The 21,454-nt window shown below is 63.8% G+C and carries 19 protein-coding genes and 2 pseudogenes; 7 read left to right on the top strand and 14 right to left on the bottom strand.

What is annotated here, in order from left to right:
• The first annotated feature begins 333 nt into the window (after positions 1-333).
• From DRB87_RS08565 to DRB87_RS08535, 7 genes are all read left to right on the top strand, one after another.
• Positions 334-1,890, top strand: coding sequence for a 3-hydroxyacyl-CoA dehydrogenase (locus tag DRB87_RS08565; protein WP_130025601.1), 1,557 nt, complete (start codon positions 334-336; stop codon positions 1,888-1,890).
• Between the two features lie 16 nt (positions 1,891-1,906).
• The gene (locus DRB87_RS08560) at positions 1,907-2,686 is read left to right on the top strand and encodes an oxepin-CoA hydrolase, alternative type (protein ID WP_130025600.1); all 780 of its coding nucleotides are present in this window, start codon (positions 1,907-1,909) and stop codon (positions 2,684-2,686) included.
• Positions 2,687-2,789: 103 nt separating this feature from the next.
• Complete coding sequence (locus DRB87_RS08555) at positions 2,790-3,548, top strand: histidine phosphatase family protein (RefSeq protein ID WP_130025599.1); 759 nt, start codon at positions 2,790-2,792, stop codon at positions 3,546-3,548.
• 124 nt (positions 3,549-3,672) lie between these two features.
• Entirely contained in the window at positions 3,673-4,821 is a 1,149-nt protein-coding gene (locus DRB87_RS08550; RefSeq protein WP_130025598.1) for a phosphotransferase, read from the top strand.
• Positions 4,818-6,092 (top strand): acyl-CoA dehydrogenase family protein, encoded by a 1,275-nt coding sequence (locus DRB87_RS08545; protein ID WP_130025597.1) that lies wholly within the window; start codon positions 4,818-4,820, stop codon positions 6,090-6,092. Before DRB87_RS08550 ends, DRB87_RS08545 begins: the two co-directional genes overlap by 4 nt.
• The gene (locus tag DRB87_RS08540) at positions 6,089-6,781 is read left to right on the top strand and encodes a glutathione S-transferase C-terminal domain-containing protein (RefSeq protein ID WP_130025596.1); all 693 of its coding nucleotides are present in this window, start codon (positions 6,089-6,091) and stop codon (positions 6,779-6,781) included. The genes DRB87_RS08545 and DRB87_RS08540 overlap by 4 nt, the downstream gene beginning before the upstream one ends.
• Before the next feature lie 254 nt (positions 6,782-7,035).
• Positions 7,036-7,371 carry a YegP family protein gene (locus tag DRB87_RS08535; protein WP_130025595.1) on the top strand — a complete coding sequence of 112 codons (336 nt, stop codon included), beginning with the start codon at positions 7,036-7,038 and terminating at the stop codon, positions 7,369-7,371.
• A 52-nt stretch (positions 7,372-7,423) separates the two neighbouring features.
• Here DRB87_RS08535 and DRB87_RS08530 read toward each other — a convergent pair whose 3' ends face one another.
• The 14 genes and pseudogenes from DRB87_RS08530 to nuoE form a co-directional block, all read right to left on the bottom strand.
• A complete protein-coding gene (locus tag DRB87_RS08530; protein WP_017233029.1) occupies positions 7,424-7,879 on the bottom strand; it encodes a MaoC family dehydratase in 456 nt (151 codons plus the stop codon).
• Between the two features lie 52 nt (positions 7,880-7,931).
• A complete protein-coding gene (locus DRB87_RS08525; RefSeq protein WP_130025594.1) occupies positions 7,932-8,405 on the bottom strand; it encodes a DUF1178 family protein in 474 nt (157 codons plus the stop codon).
• A 64-nt stretch (positions 8,406-8,469) separates the two neighbouring features.
• Complete coding sequence (locus DRB87_RS08520; protein ID WP_017233027.1) at positions 8,470-9,063, bottom strand: NUDIX domain-containing protein; 594 nt, start codon at positions 9,061-9,063, stop codon at positions 8,470-8,472.
• Positions 9,064-9,139: 76 nt separating this feature from the next.
• Complete coding sequence (locus DRB87_RS08515; RefSeq protein WP_017233026.1) at positions 9,140-9,454, bottom strand: DUF2818 family protein; 315 nt, start codon at positions 9,452-9,454, stop codon at positions 9,140-9,142.
• Between the two features lie 106 nt (positions 9,455-9,560).
• Positions 9,561-10,624: pseudogene (gene nuoN, locus DRB87_RS08510) on the bottom strand (NADH-quinone oxidoreductase subunit NuoN).
• Positions 10,625-11,049: 425 nt separating this feature from the next.
• Positions 11,050-12,531, bottom strand: a complete 1,482-nt coding sequence (locus DRB87_RS08505) for an NADH-quinone oxidoreductase subunit M (RefSeq protein WP_130025593.1) — start codon at positions 12,529-12,531, stop codon at positions 11,050-11,052.
• Positions 12,532-12,549: 18 nt separating this feature from the next.
• Complete coding sequence (gene nuoL / locus DRB87_RS08500) at positions 12,550-14,595, bottom strand: NADH-quinone oxidoreductase subunit L (protein WP_130025592.1); 2,046 nt, start codon at positions 14,593-14,595, stop codon at positions 12,550-12,552.
• Positions 14,596-14,612: 17 nt separating this feature from the next.
• Positions 14,613-14,924: an NADH-quinone oxidoreductase subunit NuoK gene (gene nuoK, locus DRB87_RS08495; protein ID WP_023596640.1), complete on the bottom strand. Its 312-nt coding sequence runs from the start codon at positions 14,922-14,924 to the stop codon at positions 14,613-14,615.
• Positions 14,925-14,933: 9 nt separating this feature from the next.
• The gene (locus tag DRB87_RS08490; protein ID WP_130025591.1) at positions 14,934-15,569 is read right to left on the bottom strand and encodes an NADH-quinone oxidoreductase subunit J; all 636 of its coding nucleotides are present in this window, start codon (positions 15,567-15,569) and stop codon (positions 14,934-14,936) included.
• 79 nt (positions 15,570-15,648) lie between these two features.
• Positions 15,649-16,140, bottom strand: a complete 492-nt coding sequence (gene nuoI, locus DRB87_RS08485; protein WP_017233020.1) for an NADH-quinone oxidoreductase subunit NuoI — start codon at positions 16,138-16,140, stop codon at positions 15,649-15,651.
• A gap of 23 nt (positions 16,141-16,163) precedes the next feature.
• Positions 16,164-17,228, bottom strand: coding sequence for an NADH-quinone oxidoreductase subunit NuoH (gene nuoH / locus DRB87_RS08480; RefSeq protein ID WP_017233019.1), 1,065 nt, complete (start codon positions 17,226-17,228; stop codon positions 16,164-16,166).
• A pseudogene (gene nuoG / locus DRB87_RS08475) lies at positions 17,229-19,540 on the bottom strand (NADH-quinone oxidoreductase subunit NuoG).
• A gap of 29 nt (positions 19,541-19,569) precedes the next feature.
• A complete protein-coding gene (nuoF, locus tag DRB87_RS08470; protein WP_017233017.1) occupies positions 19,570-20,862 on the bottom strand; it encodes an NADH-quinone oxidoreductase subunit NuoF in 1,293 nt (430 codons plus the stop codon).
• Entirely contained in the window at positions 20,859-21,359 is a 501-nt protein-coding gene (nuoE, locus tag DRB87_RS08465; protein WP_130025590.1) for an NADH-quinone oxidoreductase subunit NuoE, read from the bottom strand. The genes nuoF and nuoE overlap by 4 nt, the downstream gene beginning before the upstream one ends.
• Between the last annotated feature and the right edge of the window lie 95 nt (positions 21,360-21,454).

The following is a 21,454-nucleotide window of genomic DNA, read 5'->3' as shown; positions in this document are numbered from 1 at the left end:
CGGCATCGCACGATCGGTCGTGAGACACGCATACGGGAAGATGTCCCGAAATCTGCCTCTCGGCCCAACGGCAGGTCCAAGAACGGTCCGATGCACTACGCCCCCGGCCGACCGCCCAGCGGAACAAGCGCTGGCAGCCGCGGCAAGATCGGCGACAATAGCGCCAACGCGTGATGGGCACCGGTTTGCATCGCTCGGCGAGTCGTCAGGAAATTCATTTCCAGACCGACCGGTCGGACGATAGAATGTTGCATCCCCGCCGTGCCAGCGCCGGGCGCGCCCATCGCGCGACACCGATCGACGACCATCGACCCCCATTTCGAGACACTCCGAATGACTGCATCCTCCTCCCAGGCCTGCGCGAACGCCCCCGGCAAGACTATCGACGTGCTGGGTATCGTCGGCGCCGGCGCCATGGGCCGTGGCATCGCACAGATCGCCGCGCAGGCTGGCCTGCGCGTGAAACTTTACGACACCAACGCCAGCGCCGTGCAAGCCGCACTGGGCACCCTGCGCGACACGCTCGACAAGCTCGCCGCGAAGGGTAAGATCGAAGCGTCGAGTGTCGAGGCGACGATGGGCCGTCTGCAGGCATGCAGCGTCCTTGAGGATCTGGCCGATTGCCAACTCGTAGTCGAAGCCATTATCGAAAAACTCGACATCAAGCGCGATCTGTTCCGCTCGCTAGAGGGCATCGTCGCGGCAGACGCGATTCTCGCGTCGAACACGTCGTCGCTATCGATCACCGCGATCGCCGCCGCGTGCGAGTGCCCGGAGCGCGTGGCCGGCTACCACTTCTTCAACCCGGTACCGCTCATGAAGGTGGTGGAGGTGATCGACGGCCTGCGCACCGCCCCCGAAGTCGGCGATGCGCTGCTCGCGCTGGGTCAGCGCATGGGGCACACGGCCGTGCGCTGCAAGGACATGCCGGGCTTCATCGTCAACCACGCCGGGCGCGGCATGAACACCGAAGGCCTGCGCGTGGCGAGTGAAGGTGTGGCGAGCTTTGCTGACATCGACCGTATCCTGCGCGAGCAGGCGGGCTTTCGTCTTGGCACGTTCGAACTGCTCGATCTCACGGCACTCGACGTCTCGCACCCGGTGATGGAATCGATCTACCACCAGTTCTACGAAGAAGCCCGCTTCCGTCCGTCGCCGATCACAGCGGTACGCTTCGCGGGCGGCCTGCTGGGCCGCAAGGTCGGCGAAGGCTTCTATCGCTATGTCGACGGCAAACAGCAAGTGCCGCCTGAAGCCCCGGCGCCCGACACCCTGCCCGCCAGCGTCTGGGTGAGCCGGGCCGATACGCGCGGCTTCGCGGCCGTGGTCGAACTGCTCGGCGCGACGGGCGTGCCCCTCGAAAGCGGCGACAAGCCATCGGCAACGGCGCTGATCGTTGTCACGCCGCTCGGCCTCGACGCCACGACCTGCGCCGTTGAACAGGGACTCGACGCGGCGCGCACGGTGGCCGTCGACACGCTGCTGCCGCTCGCCGGCGCGAAGCGCCACACGCTGATGACCACGCCGATCACGACACCCGAAGCACGCAACGCCGCACACGCCCTGTTTGCGCACGGCGGCACTCCCGCGACGGTGATTCGCGACTCGGCGGGCTTCGTCGCACAGCGCGTGATCGCCACCATCGTGAACATCGGCGCCGACATCGCGCAGCAACGCATCGCGGCACCCGGCGACATCGATCGCGCCGTGACGCTGGGCCTGGGCTACGCCAAAGGGCCGCTCGCACTCGGCGATGCCGTCGGCGCACGCCAACTGCTTACCGTGCTGCGCAATCTGCAATCATTCTATGGCGATCAGCGCTATCGTCCGTCGCCGTGGCTCACGCGCCGCGCGCAACTGGGCGTGTCGCTGCTGACCGAAGAACAGTGATCTGGAGACTCGCCACATGAGCGCCGAACTGCTTGCCGAACGCGTTGACCACACGCTGGTGCTGACGCTGTCGAACCCGGGGGCGCGCAATGCGCTGCACCCCGACATGTACGCCGCCGGGGTCGAAGCGCTGAGCACGGCCGAGCGCGATCCGTCCGTGCGCGCCGTGGTGCTCACCGGCGCCGACAACTTCTTTTGCGCGGGCGGCAACCTGAACCGGCTGCTGGAGAATCGTCAGAAGGACCCATCGGTACAGGCGGCAAGCATCGACGCGCTCGCTGAATGGATCGAGGCGCTGCGTGCGTGTCCGAAGCCGGTCATCGCGGCCGTCGAGGGCGCCGCCGCCGGGGCGGGCTTCTCGCTCGCGCTCGCGTGCGACCTGCTCGTCGCGGCCGACAACGCCAAGTTCGTGATGGCCTACGTCAAAGTCGGCCTCACGCCCGATGGCGGCGGCTCGTGGTTCCTCTCGCAAGCCCTGCCCCGCCCGCTCGCCACCGAGATCCTGCTCGAAGGCAAGCCGGTCGCGGCGGCACGCCTGGCCGCGGCCGGTCTCGTCAACCGCGTGGTCGCGCCGGGACAAGCCCGTGCCGAGGCGCTGAACTGGGCGACCGATCTCGCGCAGCTCTCGCCGAACGCCGTCGGCCGGATCAAGTCGCTCATTGAAAGCGGCGCCCGGGAGACGCTCACCTCGCAGTTGGGCGCCGAGCGCGATAGCTTCGTCGCATCGCTTCACCATGCGGACGGTCTGGAAGGAATCAGTGCCTTCCTTGAGAAACGTCCGGCAAAATACGCCTGATGGCTTGACCGACCGCGCACGAACTTTGAACGCGCGCGGTCGGTCAAGGCCTTGCCGCAGCGCCCCGTTAGACTGCCGGCGCCCCTCTCAGGAGAGTTACCGAATGCGCGACTCACTCGGCCAATCCGGCGCCGCCGCCGGTCCCTTGGCATTCACGCCGCCACAGCGCCGCCGCATCTACCTGATGCGTCATGGCGACGTCACCTACTTCGACGACAGCGGCAAGCCTATCGACGCCGACGCCGTCGCGCTCAACGAGCTGGGGCGCTCGCAAGCCAGCGCCGCCGGACGCGCCTTTGCCGCCGAGAACATCCGCTTCGATCGCGTGATCGTGAGCGGCCTGCCGCGCACCCGCGAGACGGCCGATCGCGTGCTGGCCGAGACCGGGCAACAGATCGACATCGAGACGTGGACGTGCTGGCAGGAAATTCGCGCCGGCAACATTGCCGACCTGCCGCCGGGCGAGATCGCGCAGGCGTTTCTCGGCGCGTTCGACGGCCTCGTGCCCGAGAGCACCCGCTTCATGAACGGCGAGTCGGTGCGCGAGTTGCTCGACCGCGTGGTGCCGCCGCTGGCGGAGCTGCGCGCCGATACGTCGTGGGATACGGTGCTGCTGGTGTTGCACGGCGGCGTGAATCGGGCGATTCTCTCGCATGCCATGCATCCGCTCGGACGCCTCTTCCTGGGCCAGCTCGCTCAAACCCCCGCCTGCATCAACGCGCTCGACGTGGGCGACAAGCCCGAAGACTGGGTCGTGCGCCTGATGAACTTTGCGCCGCCGCAAGTGCTGCATCGCGATAACCGGCTGACCGTCATGGAAAAGATCTTCGCGTCGTTTGTGCGCACGCGAGCCCGAGGATAAGCTCGTCAGGCCATCGCGCGACGTGAAGCGTCCGCACACGCAATAAGCAACAAGCAACAAACAACGCAGTCGAAACTGTCGAAATCGTCACGAACAACGTAGCACCGGGAATGCAGGAGACAGCATGGCCGAGGAGCTCGCGCAGGACTATTCCACATTTGCCGGCGAACGCGCACTGGACGCGCGCGCGCCCTTCGATACCGCTGCGCTCGAAGGCTGGCTCGCCGCGCATGTCGACGGCGTCGTCGGGCCGCTGACGATCACGCAATTCAACGGCGGCCAATCCAACCCGACTTATCGCCTGACGACCCCCGACGCCGCCTACGTGCTGCGCACCAAGCCCGCACCGGCCGCCAAACTGCTCCCGTCCGCCCACGCCATCGAGCGCGAATATCGTGTGATGCATGCCCTCGCCGGCACCGATGTCCCCGTCGCCCGCATGCGGGGCCTGTGCATGGACGAAAGCGTGATCGGGCTGGCGTTCTATGTCATGGACTTCGTGCCGGGGCGCGTGTTGTGGGACCCCTCGCTGCCCGGCATGACACCGGCCGAGCGCGGTGCCATCTACGACGAGATGAACCGCGTCATCTCGGCCCTGCACCGGGTCGACTACGCGGCCATCGGCCTTGCGTCCTACGGCAAGCCTGGCGGCTACATCGCTCGACAGATCGCCCGGTGGAGCCAGCAATACCGCGCCTCACAGACGCAGACGATCGACGCGATGGACCGTCTCATCGAGTGGCTGCCCGCGCATTTGCCGTCTGGCGTGCCCGAGCGCACCAGCATCGTGCACGGCGACTTCCGCCTCGACAATCTGATCTTCCATCCGAGCGAGCCGCGCGTACTCGCCGTGCTCGACTGGGAACTGTCGACGCTCGGCGACCCGCTCGCCGACTTCAGTTATCACTGCATGGCATGGCACGTCACCCCCGGCGTGTTTCGCGGCATTGCCGGCCTCGACTGGGCCGCCCTCGGCATACCGGACGAAAACGCCTACGTCGCCCGCTACAGCGAGCGCACGGGGATTGCCCGGCCCGCGCAGTGGTATTTCTATCTCGCGTATAACATGTTCCGTATCGCCGCAATTCTGCAAGGCATCATGAAGCGCGTCGCCGACGGCACGGCGGTCAGCCAGCAGGCGCTCGATGCCGGCCAGCGCGCGCGGCCGATGGCCGAACTCGCCTGGATGTACGCGCAGCGCAGCACAGCCCCCGCGCAGTGCGGGTCCCGGGATCTCGATCACGCAGGCAGTCACGGAACGCAGACCTCATGAATTTCACCTACAGCCCGAAAGTCGAGGCATTACGCGAGCGCCTCACCGCATTCTTCGACGAGCACATTTTCCCGAACGAGCGTCACTATCTCGAAGCGATCGAGGTAGCGCGGCGCCAAGGCGACGCATGGCAGCCGTCGCCGGTCATCGAACGCCTCAAGCCGCTCGCGCAGCAGGCCGGGCTGTGGAACCTGTTCCTGCCCGACTCGGGGCGCGGCGCGGGCCTGACCAACGTCGAATACGCACCGCTGTGCGAGATCATGGGACAGGTCCCGTGGGCGCCGGAAGTCTTCAATTGCAACGCCCCCGACACCGGCAACATGGAAACGCTCGAGCGCTACGCGACCGACGCGCAAAAGGCGCAATGGCTCGAACCGCTGCTGCGCGGCGAGATCCGCTCCGCCTTTCTGATGACGGAGCCGGACGTGGCGTCGTCCGACGCCACCAACGTCCAGTGCCGCATTCGCCGCGACGGCGACGACTACGTCATCAATGGCCGCAAGTGGTGGTCGACCGGCGCGGGCGACCCACGTTGCGCCGTCTACATCGTGATGGGCAAGACCGATCCGGAGGCGCCGAAGCATGCCCAACAGTCGATGATTCTCGTGCCGGCCGACGCCAAGGGCGTGACGCGCGTGCGCCCGCTCACCGTCTTCGGCTACGACGACGCCCCGCACGGCCATATGGAAATCGTGCTCGATGACGTGCGTGTGCCGGCCAGCAGTCTCCTGCTCGGCGAGGGACGCGGCTTCGAGATCGCGCAGGGGCGTCTCGGCCCGGGGCGTATCCACCATTGCATGCGGCTCATCGGGCTGGCCGAGCGTGCGCTTTCGTTGATGTGCCAGCGTACGCTCTCACGGGTCGCGTTCGGCAAGCCGATCGCGGCGCAGGGCGTCACGCGCGAGCGCATCGCCGAAGCCCGGTGTTTGATCGAACAGGCGCGCCTGCTCACGCTCAAGGCCGCCTATATGATGGATACCGTCGGCAACAAGGCGGCGCGGGCCGAGATCGCCATGATCAAGGTCGTGGCGCCGACCATGGCGTGCCAGGTGCTCGACTGGGCGATGCAGGCCCATGGCGCGGCGGGGCTCTCGGGCGACTTCCCGCTGGCCTACGCGTATGCGAGCGCGCGCACGTTGCGCTTCGCGGACGGCCCCGACGAAGTCCATCGCAACGCCATCGCCAAGCTGGAACTGGCGCGCTACGCGAGCGCGCCGAGCGCCCCCGGCGCCCCGTCGTCGACCGACACCCCAACAAGGAGCCACAATTGATTCAACTCTATTCCTGGGCCACGCCCAACGGCCACAAGGTCCACATCATGCTCGAAGAGTGCGGGTTGCCCTACCACGCACATGCCGTCGATATCGGGGCGGGCGACCAGTTCAAGGACGCCTTCCTCGCCATCTCGCCGAACAACAAGATTCCGGCCATCGTCGACGAGGACGGGCCGGACGGCAAGCCGATCTCGCTGTTCGAGTCGGGAGCGATCCTGCTGTATCTGGCGGGCAAGACCGGGCGCTTCCTGCCCGAGGATGTGCGCGGCAAGTACGAGACGCTCGAATGGCTGATGTTCCAGATGGGGGGCGTGGGGCCGATGCTCGGTCAGGCGCACCATTTTCGGATCTACGCGCCCGAGAAAATCGATTACGCGATCAAGCGCTACACCAATGAAGCCCGGCGTCTGTACGGCGTGCTCGACAAGCGGCTCGGCCATCACCCGTACGTGGCGGGCGACATGTACACGATTGCGGATATTGCCATCTGGCCGTGGCTGCGCTCGTGGAAGAATCAAGGTGTGGTGATGTCGGACTTCCCCAATGTGCAGCGCTGGTTCGACGCCATCGAGGCCCGTCCGGCCGTGCAGCGCGGCATCAAGGTGCTGGCCGACGCGCGCAAGCCGCTTCAGGACGCCAAGGCCCGCGAGATACTGTTCGGCGCGACACAATACGCGCGCCATTAGGCCGCGGGGCGAGCGGTGGCGGTCCGGCGGGGCGTAGCGCGAAGTGGTTGACACTTCGCAACAGACTGCGGTTTCGCCGCGACGCTGGCGGTGCTAATCTAGGCGCATTACGCTCGATGCGTAGGCGCGTCGCACACGCCGAACACGTACCTGCAGACGTTTTTCAAACGTCTGCGACGCGGCTGGCCGCCGTCGTCCCCTTGCAGTTCGCAGTCCCTCGCCGCTGGCTTTTGGAAGATCCGGGAGATCCACATATGTCAGGCAAGTTCGAACTCAAGCGCAGTCCCAACGGTGAATTCCACTTTCACCTGATGGCCGACAGCGGGCACATTATCCTTTCGTCCGAGACATACAAGGCGCGGGCCTCTGCGCAGAACGGCATCGAGTCCGTTCGCAAAAATTCGGCCGAGGACCACCGTTTCGAGCGCAAGACGTCGACGTCCGGCCGCCCGTATTTCGTGCTCAAGGCGCGCAATGGCGAGATCATCGGCCAAAGCCAGATGTTCTCGAGCGCCGAGCAGATGGAAGACGGCATCTCGCAGGTCAAACGCGATGCCCCGGCGGCCTCGGTGAGCGATCTGTCACATTGAGTCCACCGCGGCAGGCCGACGCGAGCGCCGGTGAGCCCGATGCTCGCGTGACTCAGTCGCCGCGCTTCAAATAGAGCCCGGTTCCGCGGAACCGGCACACTTCTTCGCCATGCTGATTCGTTGCCGTCCAGAGCTGGCGCACGATGCCCCGATCGGGACGGCTTTTCGACGCGCGCACTTCCAGCGTGCTGCTCGTGACCGTGATCGTGTCTCCCGGACGCACCGGTTTGAGCCACTCGATCTGCTCGACGCCCGGCGACCCCATGCTCGACGAGCGCGAGAGCAGTTGGTCGACGTTCATCCGCATCATGATGCTGCACGTGTGCCAGCCGCTGGCCACCAGCCCACCGAAATGCGACTCGCGCCCGGCCGCTTCATCGATGTGAAACGGCTGGGGATCGAATTGCCGCGCAAAATGCACGATCTCGTCCGCCGTGAACGTGTATTCGCCCAGATCGAAGGTGTCACCCACCGTGAAGTCTTCGAAGTAGTACTCGAGAGTTGCCATCGCTAGCTCCTGCATGCGGCGTGCTGGCGTCATCCGCCAGACGGTTACGGGCTTACTGCAACGTATCCTTGAAGCCGTCGGGAATCGGCAGCGGCATGACGTCGATGCCCTCTTCCGCCAGCGCTTCGCTCTCTTCGCGCGACACCGTGCCGCGAATATTGCGCTCCGGGGCTTCCGCATAGTGAATCTTGCGGGCTTCCTCGGCAAACTGGCTGCCCACGTCTTCCGTGTTCGCCATGACGTGACGCACCGCCTTCATCCAGAGCGTCTGTAGCTCGCTTTTCGCTTTGGCGACGTCCCGCGAGGCCGTTTCGCCTGGCGGTCGCGCGGCCGGCGCGCCTTCGGCACGCAACGTCGCCCCCGACAGATTCAGGCGCGGCGCAGACGGCATGCGGGCAATCTGCGCGTCGCCGCAGACGGGGCATGTCACCAGCCCCCGCGCTTGCTGCGACAGGTAATCGTCCTCCGAGCCGAACCAGCCCTCGAAGGTGTGCTCGTGTGCACAACGCAAGTCAAAAACCTTCATGACGCAATGGATGTATCCCGACCCCGTGGGTCACGAGACCGGGGATCGAAAAAATGACGATGGATCAGCGTTGTGGCGACCGCTCGTTCGGCTGCCACACGCCCGATAATATCTTTTCCAGCCAGAACGCGCCGATGATCGATTTGACGTCCGTGATACGCCCGTCCCGCACCCATTGCAGCAGTTCGGTCGCGGGCATCTTGAACACGTCGAGAAACTCGCCCTCGTCGAGGCGTTGTTCGCCAAGCGTGAGGTCGCGCGCAAGCCAGATGTCGATGAATTCCGTCGAGTACGAAATCACCGGGTGAATACGCGTGAGGTAATCCCAGCGCTCGGCACGATACCCCGTCTCTTCCAGCAACTCACGCTGGCCGCACGCGAGACCGCCCTCCGCATCGTCGAGCTTGCCGGCGGGCAGCTCCGTCATCACGCGCTCGAGCGGATACCGATACTGACGCTCCATGAGCACCTGGCCGTCGTCGAAGAGCGGAATCACCATGACGGCCCCCGGATGGGTGGTGTATTCGCGCGTTGCCGTCTTGCCGTCGGGTAGACGCACGCGGTCGCGCTTGATGGTCAGGAACGAACCGTCATAGACCGTATCGCTCTCAAGACGCGTCTCAATCAGATGTCGATCGTCGAATTGACGCTGGGTCATAAGCCCTCCACGGCTGAAAATTGGCGAACCCAAAACAAAACGCCGCCCAAGGGCGGCGTCTTGCGAAGCAAACATCTCAGGCCACAACGGCAGCCGGTCGATGACGCCACAAATACCGGTACACGAAGCCCGGAAACGCGAACACGACGAAAAGACTGGCCGTGACCGCATAGAACTGCCAGCCCTGCGAAAACACGTTGCCGATGCCCGACTCGATCAGATAACCGAGCGCACCCACCACGAAATAAGCCACCGCCATCTCGACCAGTCGGCACCACAGCGGCTTGACTGCTCGCTTGAGCGCGATGACGCCAAACAGGCGCTGGTTCACGAACGGCAGATTCGCGCCCAACAAGGACAGCACAATCACCAGCATACCGCCTGCCGACATACCCATCGATCATCCCTCCGCCGGTTCGTGTATCGTGCGCCGGGCCGGTCATTTCGACCCGCCCGGCCGCCTTCGTGTAGTCTAACGCGCTCAGCCGCTCAGCCGCTCAGCTGGCGAGCGTCAGCTTGATGGTGCGCAGGCACCAGTCCATCAGCGGGCCCGGCATCAGGCCCAGATAGAGCAGGACCAAACCGTTGAGCGACAGCACGAAACGCATCGTGCCGCTGCCCTGCAGCGCATTGTGGTCGTCGGCCTTGTCGAAGTACATCAGCTTGACGACACGCAGGTAGTAGAACGCACCGATCAGCGAGGCCAACACCGCCACCACCGCCAACCACACCATGCCCGCGTTCACCACGGCTTGCAGCACGGCCAGCTTGGCGTAGAAGCCTGCCAGCGGCGGAATGCCGGCCAGCGAGAACATCAGCATCAGCATCACGAACGCGAACCACGGGCTACGCTGGTTCAGGCCCTTCAGATCGGAGAGATTCTCGGCCTCGAAGCCCTGGCGCGAGAGCAGCAGCACGATACCGAACGTGCCCAGCGTCGTGAGCAGGTAGATCACGCTGTAGAACATCGACGAACCGTACGCGTCGGCGATCCCGTCGATCTTGCCGCCCACCACGCCCGAGAGCATGCCCAGCAGCACGAAGCCCATGTGCGAGATGGTCGAGTAGGCCAGCAGGCGCTTGACGTTGGTCTGCACGATCGCCGTCAGGTTACCGATCACCAGCGAGAGCACCGCCATGATGATCAGCATCTGCTGCCAGTCGATCGCCAGCGGCAGCATGCCTTCGACGAGCAAGCGCAGCAGCAGCGCGAAGGCACCCAGCTTCGGCGCGCCACCGATGAGCAGCGTGACCGGGGTCGGCGCGCCCTGGTAGACGTCGGGCACCCACATGTGGAACGGCGCGGCGCCGAGCTTGAACGCCAGACCTGCCACCACGAACACAACGCCGAACACCAGCACGACCTTGTTCACAGCGCCCGAGGCGATGACTTCGAAGACCTTGGACAGTTCGAGCGAGCCGGTCGCGCCGTACATCATCGACATGCCGTACAGCAGGAAGCCCGAGGCGAGCGCCCCAGAACGTAGTACTTCATGGCCGACTCGGTCGCGTTCGTCGAATCGCGCCAGACGGCGGCAAGGGCGTACAGCGACAGCGACATCAGTTCCAGACCCAGGTACAAGGTCAGGAAGTTGTTGCCCGAGATCATCACCGACAGGCCCAGCAGCGAGAACAGGCTGAGGACGTAGAAGTCGCCGCGGGCGAGACCGCGGGCTTCCAGATACTTTTGACCGTAGACGAACGTGACGAACGTGGCGAGGCCACCAAAGGCCTTGAGCAGGTTCGACATCGGATCGGCGACGAACACATTACCGAACAGGTAGTGCGACGCCGGATCGCTGGCGTTGCATGCCCACAGCACGGACACGACCGCGGACGTGATGAGCGCCAGCACATAGTTGAGCTTGCGCGTCTGGCCGAGGAACGCGTCGCACATCATGATCACGAGGATCATGAGCAGCAGGATGGCCTCCGGCAACGCAGGCAGCAGATTGATGTTTTGCATGATCTGGATATCCTCCCCGATTAAGGCAGCTTGGTCTGCGCCACGTGGGCGAGGAGGTTAACGACGGAGGTGTGCATCAGGTCGGTAAAGGGCTTCGGATAGATACCCATGAACAGCGTGAGCGCCGCCAGCACGGCCAGCATGAAGAATTCGCGCTTGTTGATGTCGACCAGCTCGCGCACGTGATCGTTGGCGATCGCGCCGAAAATCACGCGCTTGTACATCCACAGCGAATACGCCGCACCGGTGATCAGCGAGGTCGCAGCAAGCAGACCCACCCAGAAGTTCAGCTTCACGGCGCCCAGGATCACCAGGAATTCGCCCACGAAGCCCGACGTCGCCGGCAGACCGCTGTTGGCCATCGCGAACAGCATGAACAGCGCCGCGAACTTCGGCATCGTGTTCACCACGCCGCCGTAGTCGGCGATGTTGCGCGAGTGCATGCGGTCGTAAAGCACACCGATACACAGGAACATGGCGCCCGAGACGAAGCCGTGCGAGATCATCTGCACCAGTGCGCCCTGCATGCCAATTTCGCTGAACATGAAGAAGCCGAGAATCGCGAAGCCCATGTGAGCGATCGACGAATACGCCACCAGCTTCTTCATGTCGGTCTGCACCAGGGCCACGAGGCCGATGTAGACGACGGCGATCAGCGCGAGCGTGATCATGAAGCCCGACAGGTAGTGGCTGGCGTCAGGCGCGATCGGCAGCGAGAAGCGCAGGAAACCGTAGGCCCCGAGCTTGAGCATGATCGCGGCCAGCACGACCGAGCCGCCGGTCGGCGCTTCCACGTGGGCGTCCGGCAACCAGGTATGCACCGGCCACATCGGCACCTTCACGGCGAAGGCCATGAAGAACGCCGCGAACAGCAGTATCTGCACGTTCATCGGCAGCTTCGCGGCGTACCAGTCGGTCAGCGTGAACGAGTGCGTCACGTTGTACAGGTAAATCAGCGCGACCAGCATGAGCAGCGAGCCGAGCAGCGTGTACAGGAAGAACTTGAACGCGGCATACACCCGGTTCGGGCCGCCCCACACACCGATGATCAGGTACATCGGGATCAGCGTGGCCTCGAAGAAGACGTAGAACAGCAGGCCGTCTTGCGCCGAGAAAACCCCGATCATCAGACCCGAGAGGATCAGGAACGCGGCCATGTACTGGGCGACGCGCTCCGTGATCACTTCCCAGCCAGCGATCACCACGATCACCGTGATAAGCGAGGTCAGCACGATCAGCCACAGCGAGATGCCGTCGATGCCGAGGAAGTAGTTGATGTGGAAGCGGTCGATCCAGCTCGATTTCTCGACAAACTGGAACGCCGCCGTATTGGCGTCGAAGTTCGAGATCAACGGCAGCGTGACCAGGAAGCTCATCAGCGACCCGATGAGCGACAGCGCACGTGCGCCGCCCGGGTTGCGGTCGTTACCCACCGCGAGGACAACGATCCCCGAGATGATGGGTAGCCAGATGGCCAGACTCAGAAGCGGTAGCGATTGCATTATTGTTGGCTCCCCCTATTACTTGCCGTTCAACGTCACAAACAGCGTCAGGAGCCCGAGCATGCCGAGGATCATGGCGAACGCGTAGTGGTAGATGTAACCGGATTGAACGAAGCGGATGACACCGGCGAACCAGCCCACCAGACGCGCGCTGCCGTTCACGACCGCGCCATCGATGAGACCTTGATCGCCCGCCTTCCACAGGCCGCGACCGATCTTGAGCGCGCCCTTGGCGAAGACCACTTCGTTGATCTTGTCCATGTAGTACTTGTTGTCGAGCAGGTTGTAGATGCCCGAGAACCGATGCTTCAGTGCTTCCGGAATATCCGGGCGCTTCAGGTAGAAGAACGCCGCGAGCACGATGCCCAGCGCCGACAGGGCGATCGGGAGCGTGCCGAACGAGTGCAACGCCATCGCCAGCCAGCCGTGGAAATCGTGGCTCAGCTCTTCCATCGCCGGATGGTTTTCGCCAACGTAGATCACGTCCTTGAACGCCACGCCTTGCTTGAAGAAGCTGCCGAACAGCATCGGGGCAATCGCGATGGCACCGATGATGACCGACGGAATCGCCAGCAGAATCAGCGGGATCGTGACCACCGCCGGCGACTCGTGCGGCTTCTGACCCGGGGCCAGACCGTGGTGGTGATCGGCGGTTTCCTCTTCTTCCTCGTGATGCGCGTCATGGTCGTGATGCACCTGACCGAAACGCTCCTTGCCGTGGAAGACCATGAAGTACATGCGGAACGAGTAGAACGCCGTGACGAAGACGCTGGCGACCACGGCGAAGTACGCGAAGCCCGAGCCCGGCAGATGCGAGGCGGCCACGGCTTCGATGATCGAGTCCTTCGAGTAGAAACCGGCGAAGAACGGTGTCCCGATCAGCGCGAGCGAGCCCAGCAGCGAGGTGATCCATGTGATCGGCATGTACTTCCACAGGCCGCCCATGTTGCGCATGTCCTGATCGTGATGCATGCCCATGATGACCGAGCCCGCACCGAGGAACAGCAGCGCCTTGAAGAACGCGTGCGTCATCAGGTGGAAGATGGCGACCGGGTAGGCCGACACGCCGAGCGCGACCGTCATGTAACCGAGCTGCGAGAGCGTCGAGTAGGCCACGACACGCTTGATGTCGTTCTGGATCATGCCCAGGAAGCCCATGAACAGCGCCGTGATCGCACCGATGATCGTGATGAACGACAGCGCCGTGTCCGAGAGTTCGAACAGCGGCGACATGCGGCTCACCATGAAGATCCCCGCGGTCACCATCGTGGCCGCGTGAATCAGTGCCGAAATCGGGGTCGGGCCTTCCATCGAGTCCGGCAGCCACACGTGCAGCGGGAACTGCGCCGACTTACCCATCGCACCGATGAACAGGCAGATACAGGCCACGGTGATCAGGCGCCAGTCGGTGCCCGGGAACGACAGGGCCGCGACCTCGTTGGCCTTCGCGAACACTTCGCCGTAGTTCAGCGTGCCGGTGAAGGCCAGCAGCAGGCCGATACCGAGCAGGAAGCCGAAGTCGCCGACGCGGTTGACCAGGAACGCCTTCATGTTGGCGTAGATCGCGGTCGGACGCGTGTACCAGAAACCGATCAGCAGGTACGAGACCAGGCCCACCGCTTCCCAGCCGAAGAACAGTTGCAGGAAGTTGTTGCTCATCACGAGCATCAACATCGAGAACGTGAACAGCGAGATGTACGAGAAGAAGCGCTGGTAGCCAGGATCTTCCGCCATGTAGCCGATGGTGTAGATGTGCACCATCAGCGAGACGGAAGTGACCACGCACATCATCGTGACGGTGAGCGTGTCGACGAGGAAGCCGATCTCGAGCTTGAGCTCGCCGATGCGGGCCCATTCGTAGACGGTGGCGTTGAAGCTCGCCCCGTTCATGACGTCGATGAACGTCATGACCGAGAGGACAAACGCGACCAGCACGCCGAGGATCGTGACCGTGTGGGCGCCCGCGCGTCCGACTTGCTTGCCGAACAGGCCGGCAATCAAGGAGCCGACGAGCGGCGCCAGCGGGATCGCGAGCAGCAGGTTGGGATTCAATGTGGATGCCATAACAGCGTTCGCTTTGTTTAACCCTTGAGGCGGTCGAGATCTTCGACGTTGACCGTTTCGAGCTTACGGAACAGCGTGACCAGAATGGCCAGCCCGATCGCGGCTTCCGCCGCGGCCACCGTAAGAATGAAGAACACGAATACCTGACCGGCAATGTCGCCCAGGTAATGCGAAAACGCGACGAAGTTCAGATTGACCGCGAGCAACATCAGCTCGATGGCCATGAGCAGCACAATCACATTTCTGCGGTTGAGGAAGATACCGGTAATGCTGATCGCGAAGAGAATCGCGCCCAACACCAGGTAATGCGCTAGCGACAACGACATCATGCTGTCTCCTTATTCCGCCGCCGGCGTGTCGGTGCCGGTGGACTGCTGCCGGGCTTCGGCGGGCATCGACACCAGACGCACGCGGTCGCGCGCCTTCACGCGCACCTGCTGGCTCGGGTCGGTCTGTTTGTGGTCCTTACGGGTACGCATCGTGAGCGCGACTGCCGCCACGACCGCCACCAGCAGGATCAGACCTGCCACTTCGAAGGCAAAGATATAGTCGGTGTACAGCGCGATACCGAGCGCCTTGGTGTTCGCCACGTCCGGGGCCGAGACGGCCTTGACCGGCGCGCGCGTGGCACCGTAGCCTCGCATGAGCACCAGTGCCGCTTCGACGATCATGATCGCGCCCACGGCGCTCGCCAGCGGAATGAACTTGCCGAAACCGCGCCGCAGTTCGTCGAGATTGATGTCGATCATCATCACCACGAACAGGAACAGCACCATCACCGCGCCGACATACACGAGCACGAGCATGATGGCCAGGAACTCTGCCTGGAGCAGCATCCAGATCGCCGCCGCATTGAAGAAGGCGAGCACCAGGAACAGTGCCGACTGCACGGGGTTGCGCGCGGTCACGACCTTCAGGCCGGAGATCACGAGGATCAGCGCAAACACGTAGAAAAGAAAGGTTGTGAATTCCATAATCACCGGGTGTTGCGAGAATTAGCCAACGTCAATTGCCGTACCGGGCGCACCGTCGCTGCGCTGCGCCCTGCCCTGCTTAACGGTACGGCGCATCGGCCGCCTTGGCCGCCGCGATCTCGTTTTCGTAACGATCGCCCACCGCGAGCAACATCTCCTTGGTGAAGTACAGATCGCCACGCTTCTCGCCGTGGTACTCGAGAATGTGCGTCTCGACGATCGAGTCCACCGGGCAGCTTTCTTCGCAGAAGCCGCAGAAAATGCACTTGGTCAGATCGATGTCGTAGCGCGTGGTGCGGCGGGTGCCGTCGTCGCGCACATCCGACTCGATCGTGATGGCCATTGCCGGGCACACCGCTTCGCACAGCTTGCAGGCGATGCAGCGCTCTTCACCGTTCGGATAACGGCGCAGCGCATGCAGACCGCGAAAACGCGGCGACATCGGCGTCTTCTCTTCCGGAAACTGCACCGTCACCTTGCGTGCGAACGTATAGCGCCCTGTGAGCGCCATGCCCTTGAGCAGTTCCAACAACAGGAAACTGCCGAAAAAGTCTTTGATTGCCCTTACCATGGGATTCCTCTACTCCGTTCGCCTCAGCCCCAGATGTTCCAGGGGGACATGATCCAGACACCCACCACGATCACCCAGATGATCGTCAGCGGCAGGAATACCTTCCAGCCCAGACGCATGATCTGGTCGTAGCGGTAGCGCGGGAACGTCGCACGCACCCAGATGAACACCGACAGCAGCAGGAACACCTTGAACGCCAGCCAGAACACACCCGGGATGAACGACAGGAAGCCGAACGGCGCACTCCAGCCTCCCAGGAACAGCACCGAGGCCAGCGCCGAGATGATGATCATGTTGATGTACTCGGCCAGGAAGAACAGGGCGAAGCCCATGCCCGAGTATTCGATCATGTGACCGGCCACGATTTCCGATTCGCCTTCCACCACGTCGAACGGGTGGCGGTTCGTTTCGGCAATGCCCGAGACGAAGTAGACGACGAACATCGGCAGCAGCGGCAGCCAGTTCCACGACAGCAGGTTCAGCCCCAGGCCCGCGAACATGCCGTGCTCTTGCGAGCGCACGATGTCCGACAGGTTGAGCGAACCGGCCGTCATCAGCACCGTGACCAGCGCGAAGCCCATGGCGATTTCATACGAAATCATCTGGGCCGACGCGCGCATGGCGCCGAGGAAGGCGTATTTCGAGTTCGACGCCCAGCCGGCCAGAATCACGCCGTACACGCCGATCGACGAAATCGCGATGGCGTAGAGCAGACCGGCATTCACGTCGGCCAGCACGGCGCCCGGCTGGAACGGAATCACCGCCCAGATCGCGAAGGCCGGCAGCACGGCCATCACCGGCGCGATCGCGTAAATGCCCTTGCTCACCTGCGACGGCGTAATGACTTCCTTGAGCAGGAGCTTCAACACGTCGGCGATCGGCTGGAGCAGACCGGCCGGGCCCACGCGGTTCGGGCCCAGACGCACGTGCATCCAGCCGATGAGCTTGCGCTCCCACAGAATCAGGTACGCCACGCACAGCAGCAGGATCACGGCCACGACGAGAATGCGGACCAGCGCCCACACCGTCGGCCAGGCCACGCCCAGCAGTTGCGTGCCGTATTGATTGATGACTTCGTTCAGGCTCATTTACGCCTTCTCCACCGAAATTTCACCGAACATCGCGCCAAGCGCGGCGGATGCCGGCGTGGCCGCCGGCACGCGCACCACATTGGCAGGCAACGTTTCCGAACGCGCAGCCGGCAGCGTGACCACCGCATCGCCCTGACGCACGCGCACGGCATCGCCCACGACGAGGCCCAGGCGATCGAACAGCGCCGCCGGGAGCGTGGCACGCAACGCGGCCTTGGCGTCGTTGGTCAGTTGCAGCGACGGGGCACGGCGGACCAGCGCGTCGGCCGAGTAGATCGGCACGTCGGCCAGACGCTCCAGGCCCTGTCCCGCTGCCGTCGGTGCGGCCAGCGCGGCCTTGGCGCGGTTATCGAGCGAGGCGGCCGAGAATCCGGCGAGCGCTTCGTCGCGCACCTGTTCCGCGGTGTCCTGCGCGAAGCCTTGCAGCTTGAGCAGATTGCCCAGCACGCGCAGCACCTTCCAGCCCGGACGCGTCTCGCCGAGCGCACGCACCACACCGTTGAAGTGTTGCGGCAGCCCTTCGGCGTTGACGAACGTACCGGCCGTCTCCGTGAACGGGGCGATCGGCAGCAGCACGTCGGCGTACTCGAGGCCGTGCTTGAACGGCGAGAGCGAGACAACCATCTTCGCCGCGTTCAGTGCCGTGAGCGCTTGCTTCGCGTCGGCCGAGTCGTACTCCGGCTCGGCGTTCAGCAGCAGATACGCCTGACGCGGTTGCGCGAACAGCGCAGCAGCGCCCTTGGCATTCGTGGCCTTCACTGCGTAGGCGCCGACCGTGTTGGCGCCTTCGGTGAGGAAGCCCAGCGTGGCGCCGGTGATATCGGCGATCACTTGCGCGATGGCGTGCAGTTGTGCGAATTGCGGATGCTGCACCACGGCGTTGCCCAGCAGGATGGCACGACGCTCGCCGTTCACCAGCGAGGCGGCGATGGCCTTGGCCGTATCGCTGACGTTCACGCCGGCGAGTTCGGCCGGGGCGGCAACGCCCTTGGCCGCCGCAGCGGCGAGCGCGATACCGGCCAGCTCGCTCACCCATGCGCTCGGTGCGGCGATGATCTTGTTGGCGAGCTTCACCAGCAGATCGTCGTCCGAGCCGTGCAGCACGTGCAATTGGCCACCGGCCTTCACGGCGGAACGCAGACGCGAGGCAAACAGCGGATGATCCTTGCGCAGGAACGAGCCGACGACCAACGCGCTTTGCAGCGTGTCGAGGTCCGCGATCGGCAGGCCGAGCCACGGAGCCCCCTGGGTGCCGCCCGACACGTCCGTCTGACGCAGACGGAAGTCGACGTTATCGCTGCCCAAGGCGCGCACGAACTTTTGCAGCAGGTGCAGTTCTTCGATCGTGGCGTGCGGCGAGGCCAGCCCGGCGACGGCATCGGCGCCGTGGTCGCGGATGATGTCCGTCAGACCGTGACCGACGTACTCGAGCGCCGTCTGCCAGTCGACTTCGTGCCACTCGCCGCCTTGCTTGAGCATGGGCTTGGTAAGGCGCTCGTCGCTGTTCAGACCTTCGTACGAGAAACGGTCCTTGTCCGAGATCCAGCATTCGTTGAGCGCTTCGTTTTCGAGCGGCACAACGCGCATGACCTGATTGTTCTTCACTTGCACCACGAGGTTCGCACCCACGCCGTCGTGAGGGCTCACCGACTTGCGGCGCGACAGCTCCCACGTCCGGGCGCTGTAGCGGAACGGCTTCGAGGTCAGGGCACCGACCGGGCACAGGTCGATCATATTGCCCGAGAGTTCGGAGTCGACCGTCTTGCCGACGAACGACGTGATTTCCGAGTGCTCGCCGCGCCCCAGCATGCCGAACTCCATCACGCCGGCCACTTCCTGGCCGAAACGCACGCAACGGGTGCAGTGAATGCAGCGCGACATCTCTTCCATCGAGATGAGCGGGCCCACGTTCTTGTGGAACACCACACGCTTCTCTTCCTGATAGCGCGACGCCGACTTGCCGTAACCGACGGCCAGATCCTGCAGTTGGCACTCGCCCCCCTGATCGCAGATCGGGCAATCGAGCGGGTGGTTGATCAGCAGGAACTCCATCACCGATTGCTGCGCCTTCACAGCCTTCTCGGAGTTGGTGCGCACGATCATGCCGTTGGCCACCGGCGTGGCACAGGCCGGCACCGCCTTCGGGCCTTCTCGACCTCGACCAGGCACATGCGGCAGTTCGCGGCGATGGACAGCTTCTTGTGGTAACAGAAGTGGGGAATATAGGTGCCGTTCTTCTTGGCAGCCTGGATCACCATGCTGCCTTCGGGCACCTCGACCTTTTGGCCGTCAATTTCGATTTCAACCATAGCGGTTCAATGCCAAGCGTCAAAAGGGATTAGTGAGCGCCGACCAAGCAATGCTTGTGCTCGACGTGGTAGGCGAACTCGTCCCAGAAGTGTTTGAGCATGCCGCGCACTGGCATCGCTGCGGCGTCGCCCAGCGCGCAAATGGTGCGGCCCATGATGTTCTCGGCCACCGAGTTGAGCAGGTCCAGATCTTCCTGGCGGCCTTCGCCATGCTCGATTCGATTGACCACGCGCCACAGCCAGCCAGTGCCCTCACGGCACGGCGTGCACTGACCGCACGATTCTTCGTAGTAGAAGTACGACAGACGCAACAGCGAGCGCACCATGCAGCGTGTCTCGTCCATGACGATCACGGCGCCCGAGCCCAGCATCGATCCAGCCTTGGCGATGCTGTCGTAGTCCATCGTCGTTTCCATCATCAGCCCGGCCGGCACGACCGGTGCCGACGAGCCGCCCGGAATCACAGCCTTGAGCTTCTTGCCGCCGCGCATGCCACCGGCCAGTTCCAGCAATTCGCCGAACGGCGTGCCCAGCGGCACTTCGTAGTTACCCGGCAGCTCGACGTCGCCCGACACCGAGAAGATCTTGGTGCCGCCGTTGTTCGGCTTGCCCATTTCCAGGTACTGCTGCGGGCCAGTGGCCAGCAGGAACGGAACCGCGGCGAACGTCTCGGTGTTGTTGATGGTCGTCGGCTTGCCGTACAGACCGAAGCTCGCCGGGAAAGGCGGCTTGAAACGCGGCTGGCCCTTCTTGCCCTCAAGCGATTCGAGCAGCGCGGTCTCTTCGCCGCAGATGTACGCGCCATAGCCATGGTGCGCGTGCAGCTCGAACGAGAAGTCCGTACCGAGAATGTTGTCGCCCAGATAACCGGCAGCACGCGCTTCCTCAAGCGCCTCTTCGAAGCGTTCGTACACTTCGTAGATTTCGCCGTGGATGTAGTTGTAACCGACGGTGATGCCCATGGCGAAACCGCCGATGGCCATGCCTTCGATCAGCGCATGCGGGTTGTAGCGCAGGATGTCGCGATCCTTGAACGTACCGGGTTCGCCTTCGTCCGAGTTACAGACCAGGTACTTCTGCCCCGGGAACGCGCGCGGCATGAAGCTCCACTTGAGCCCCGTCGGGAAGCCTGCGCCTCCGCGGCCACGCAGGCCCGATGCCTTGACGTCGGCAATGACCTGCTCCGGCGTGAGGCCTTCCTTCAGGATGCGGGCAAGCTGCTGGTAACCCCCGCGCTTGACGTAATCTTCGAGGTGCCAGTTCTCGCCATTGAGGTCGGCGAGGATCAGCGGCTTGATGTGACGGTTGTGCAGCGACGTCATGCTTTCTCTCCCGCGGCGCCCTGGGCCTTGAGCTCGTCGAGGAGCGCGTCGACCTTGGCTTCGTTCATGAAGCCGCACATGCGATGGTTGTTCACCAGCAGGACGGGTGCGTCACCGCAAGCGCCCATGCACTCGCCTTCCTTGACCGTGAAGAGACCGTCCGGCGTGATGTCGTTGTAGTCGACACCCAGCTTCTCTTTCAGGTACTTCGCCATCTCTTCGCCACGCGTAAGCTGGCAAGGCAGGTTCGTGCACACGGTCAACTTGAACTTGCCCACGGGGCGCGTGTTGAACATGGTGTAGAAGGTTGCGACCTCTTGCACCGCGACTGCGGGCATTTCGAGGTAGTCCGCCACGAATTGCATCACTTCGGGCGACAACCAGCCTTTCTCGACCTGCGCTACGGCAAGGGCGTGCATCACCGCCGACTGTTTCTGGTCGGCAGGGTATTTGGCAACGGCACGGTCGATTTTCTTCAGGGCTTCGGGAGAAAGCATTTCCGATCCGACGGTTCTTTAAAACGTTATCCCCGCTCGCGCCAGCGCTGGCAGACCGGTTTTTTCGGCCACCCGCGACTCACAGGCACGGCAAC

Source organism: Pandoraea sp. XY-2 (assembly GCF_004193915.1).
In the GTDB taxonomy this organism is placed as follows: domain Bacteria; phylum Pseudomonadota; class Gammaproteobacteria; order Burkholderiales; family Burkholderiaceae; genus Pandoraea; species Pandoraea cepalis.
This window is presented reverse-complemented; position numbering and strand designations above follow the sequence as displayed.

What these genes read in the sequence shown, in the direction of transcription:
- nuoF (WP_017233017.1), bottom strand. Translation starts at nt 20,862, where the DNA reads ATGACGTCGCTGCACAACCGTCACATCAAGCCGCTGATCCTCGCCGAC.
- DRB87_RS08565 (WP_130025601.1), top strand. Translation starts at nt 334, where the DNA reads ATGACTGCATCCTCCTCCCAGGCCTGCGCGAACGCCCCCGGCAAGACT.
- DRB87_RS08505 (WP_130025593.1), bottom strand. Translation starts at nt 12,531, where the DNA reads ATGCAATCGCTACCGCTTCTGAGTCTGGCCATCTGGCTACCCATCATC.
- DRB87_RS08560 (WP_130025600.1), top strand. Translation starts at nt 1,907, where the DNA reads ATGAGCGCCGAACTGCTTGCCGAACGCGTTGACCACACGCTGGTGCTG.
- DRB87_RS08545 (WP_130025597.1), top strand. Translation starts at nt 4,818, where the DNA reads ATGAATTTCACCTACAGCCCGAAAGTCGAGGCATTACGCGAGCGCCTC.
- DRB87_RS08555 (WP_130025599.1), top strand. Translation starts at nt 2,790, where the DNA reads ATGCGCGACTCACTCGGCCAATCCGGCGCCGCCGCCGGTCCCTTGGCA.
- nuoI (WP_017233020.1), bottom strand. Translation starts at nt 16,140, where the DNA reads ATGGTAAGGGCAATCAAAGACTTTTTCGGCAGTTTCCTGTTGTTGGAA.
- DRB87_RS08525 (WP_130025594.1), bottom strand. Translation starts at nt 8,405, where the DNA reads ATGAAGGTTTTTGACTTGCGTTGTGCACACGAGCACACCTTCGAGGGC.
- nuoH (WP_017233019.1), bottom strand. Translation starts at nt 17,228, where the DNA reads ATGAGCCTGAACGAAGTCATCAATCAATACGGCACGCAACTGCTGGGC.
- DRB87_RS08520 (WP_017233027.1), bottom strand. Translation starts at nt 9,063, where the DNA reads ATGACCCAGCGTCAATTCGACGATCGACATCTGATTGAGACGCGTCTT.
- nuoK (WP_023596640.1), bottom strand. Translation starts at nt 14,924, where the DNA reads ATGATGTCGTTGTCGCTAGCGCATTACCTGGTGTTGGGCGCGATTCTC.
- DRB87_RS08550 (WP_130025598.1), top strand. Translation starts at nt 3,673, where the DNA reads ATGGCCGAGGAGCTCGCGCAGGACTATTCCACATTTGCCGGCGAACGC.
- nuoE (WP_130025590.1), bottom strand. Translation starts at nt 21,359, where the DNA reads ATGCTTTCTCCCGAAGCCCTGAAGAAAATCGACCGTGCCGTTGCCAAA.
- DRB87_RS08535 (WP_130025595.1), top strand. Translation starts at nt 7,036, where the DNA reads ATGTCAGGCAAGTTCGAACTCAAGCGCAGTCCCAACGGTGAATTCCAC.
- DRB87_RS08490 (WP_130025591.1), bottom strand. Translation starts at nt 15,569, where the DNA reads ATGGAATTCACAACCTTTCTTTTCTACGTGTTTGCGCTGATCCTCGTG.
- nuoL (WP_130025592.1), bottom strand. Translation starts at nt 14,595, where the DNA reads ATGGCATCCACATTGAATCCCAACCTGCTGCTCGCGATCCCGCTGGCG.
- DRB87_RS08515 (WP_017233026.1), bottom strand. Translation starts at nt 9,454, where the DNA reads ATGTCGGCAGGCGGTATGCTGGTGATTGTGCTGTCCTTGTTGGGCGCG.
- DRB87_RS08530 (WP_017233029.1), bottom strand. Translation starts at nt 7,879, where the DNA reads ATGGCAACTCTCGAGTACTACTTCGAAGACTTCACGGTGGGTGACACC.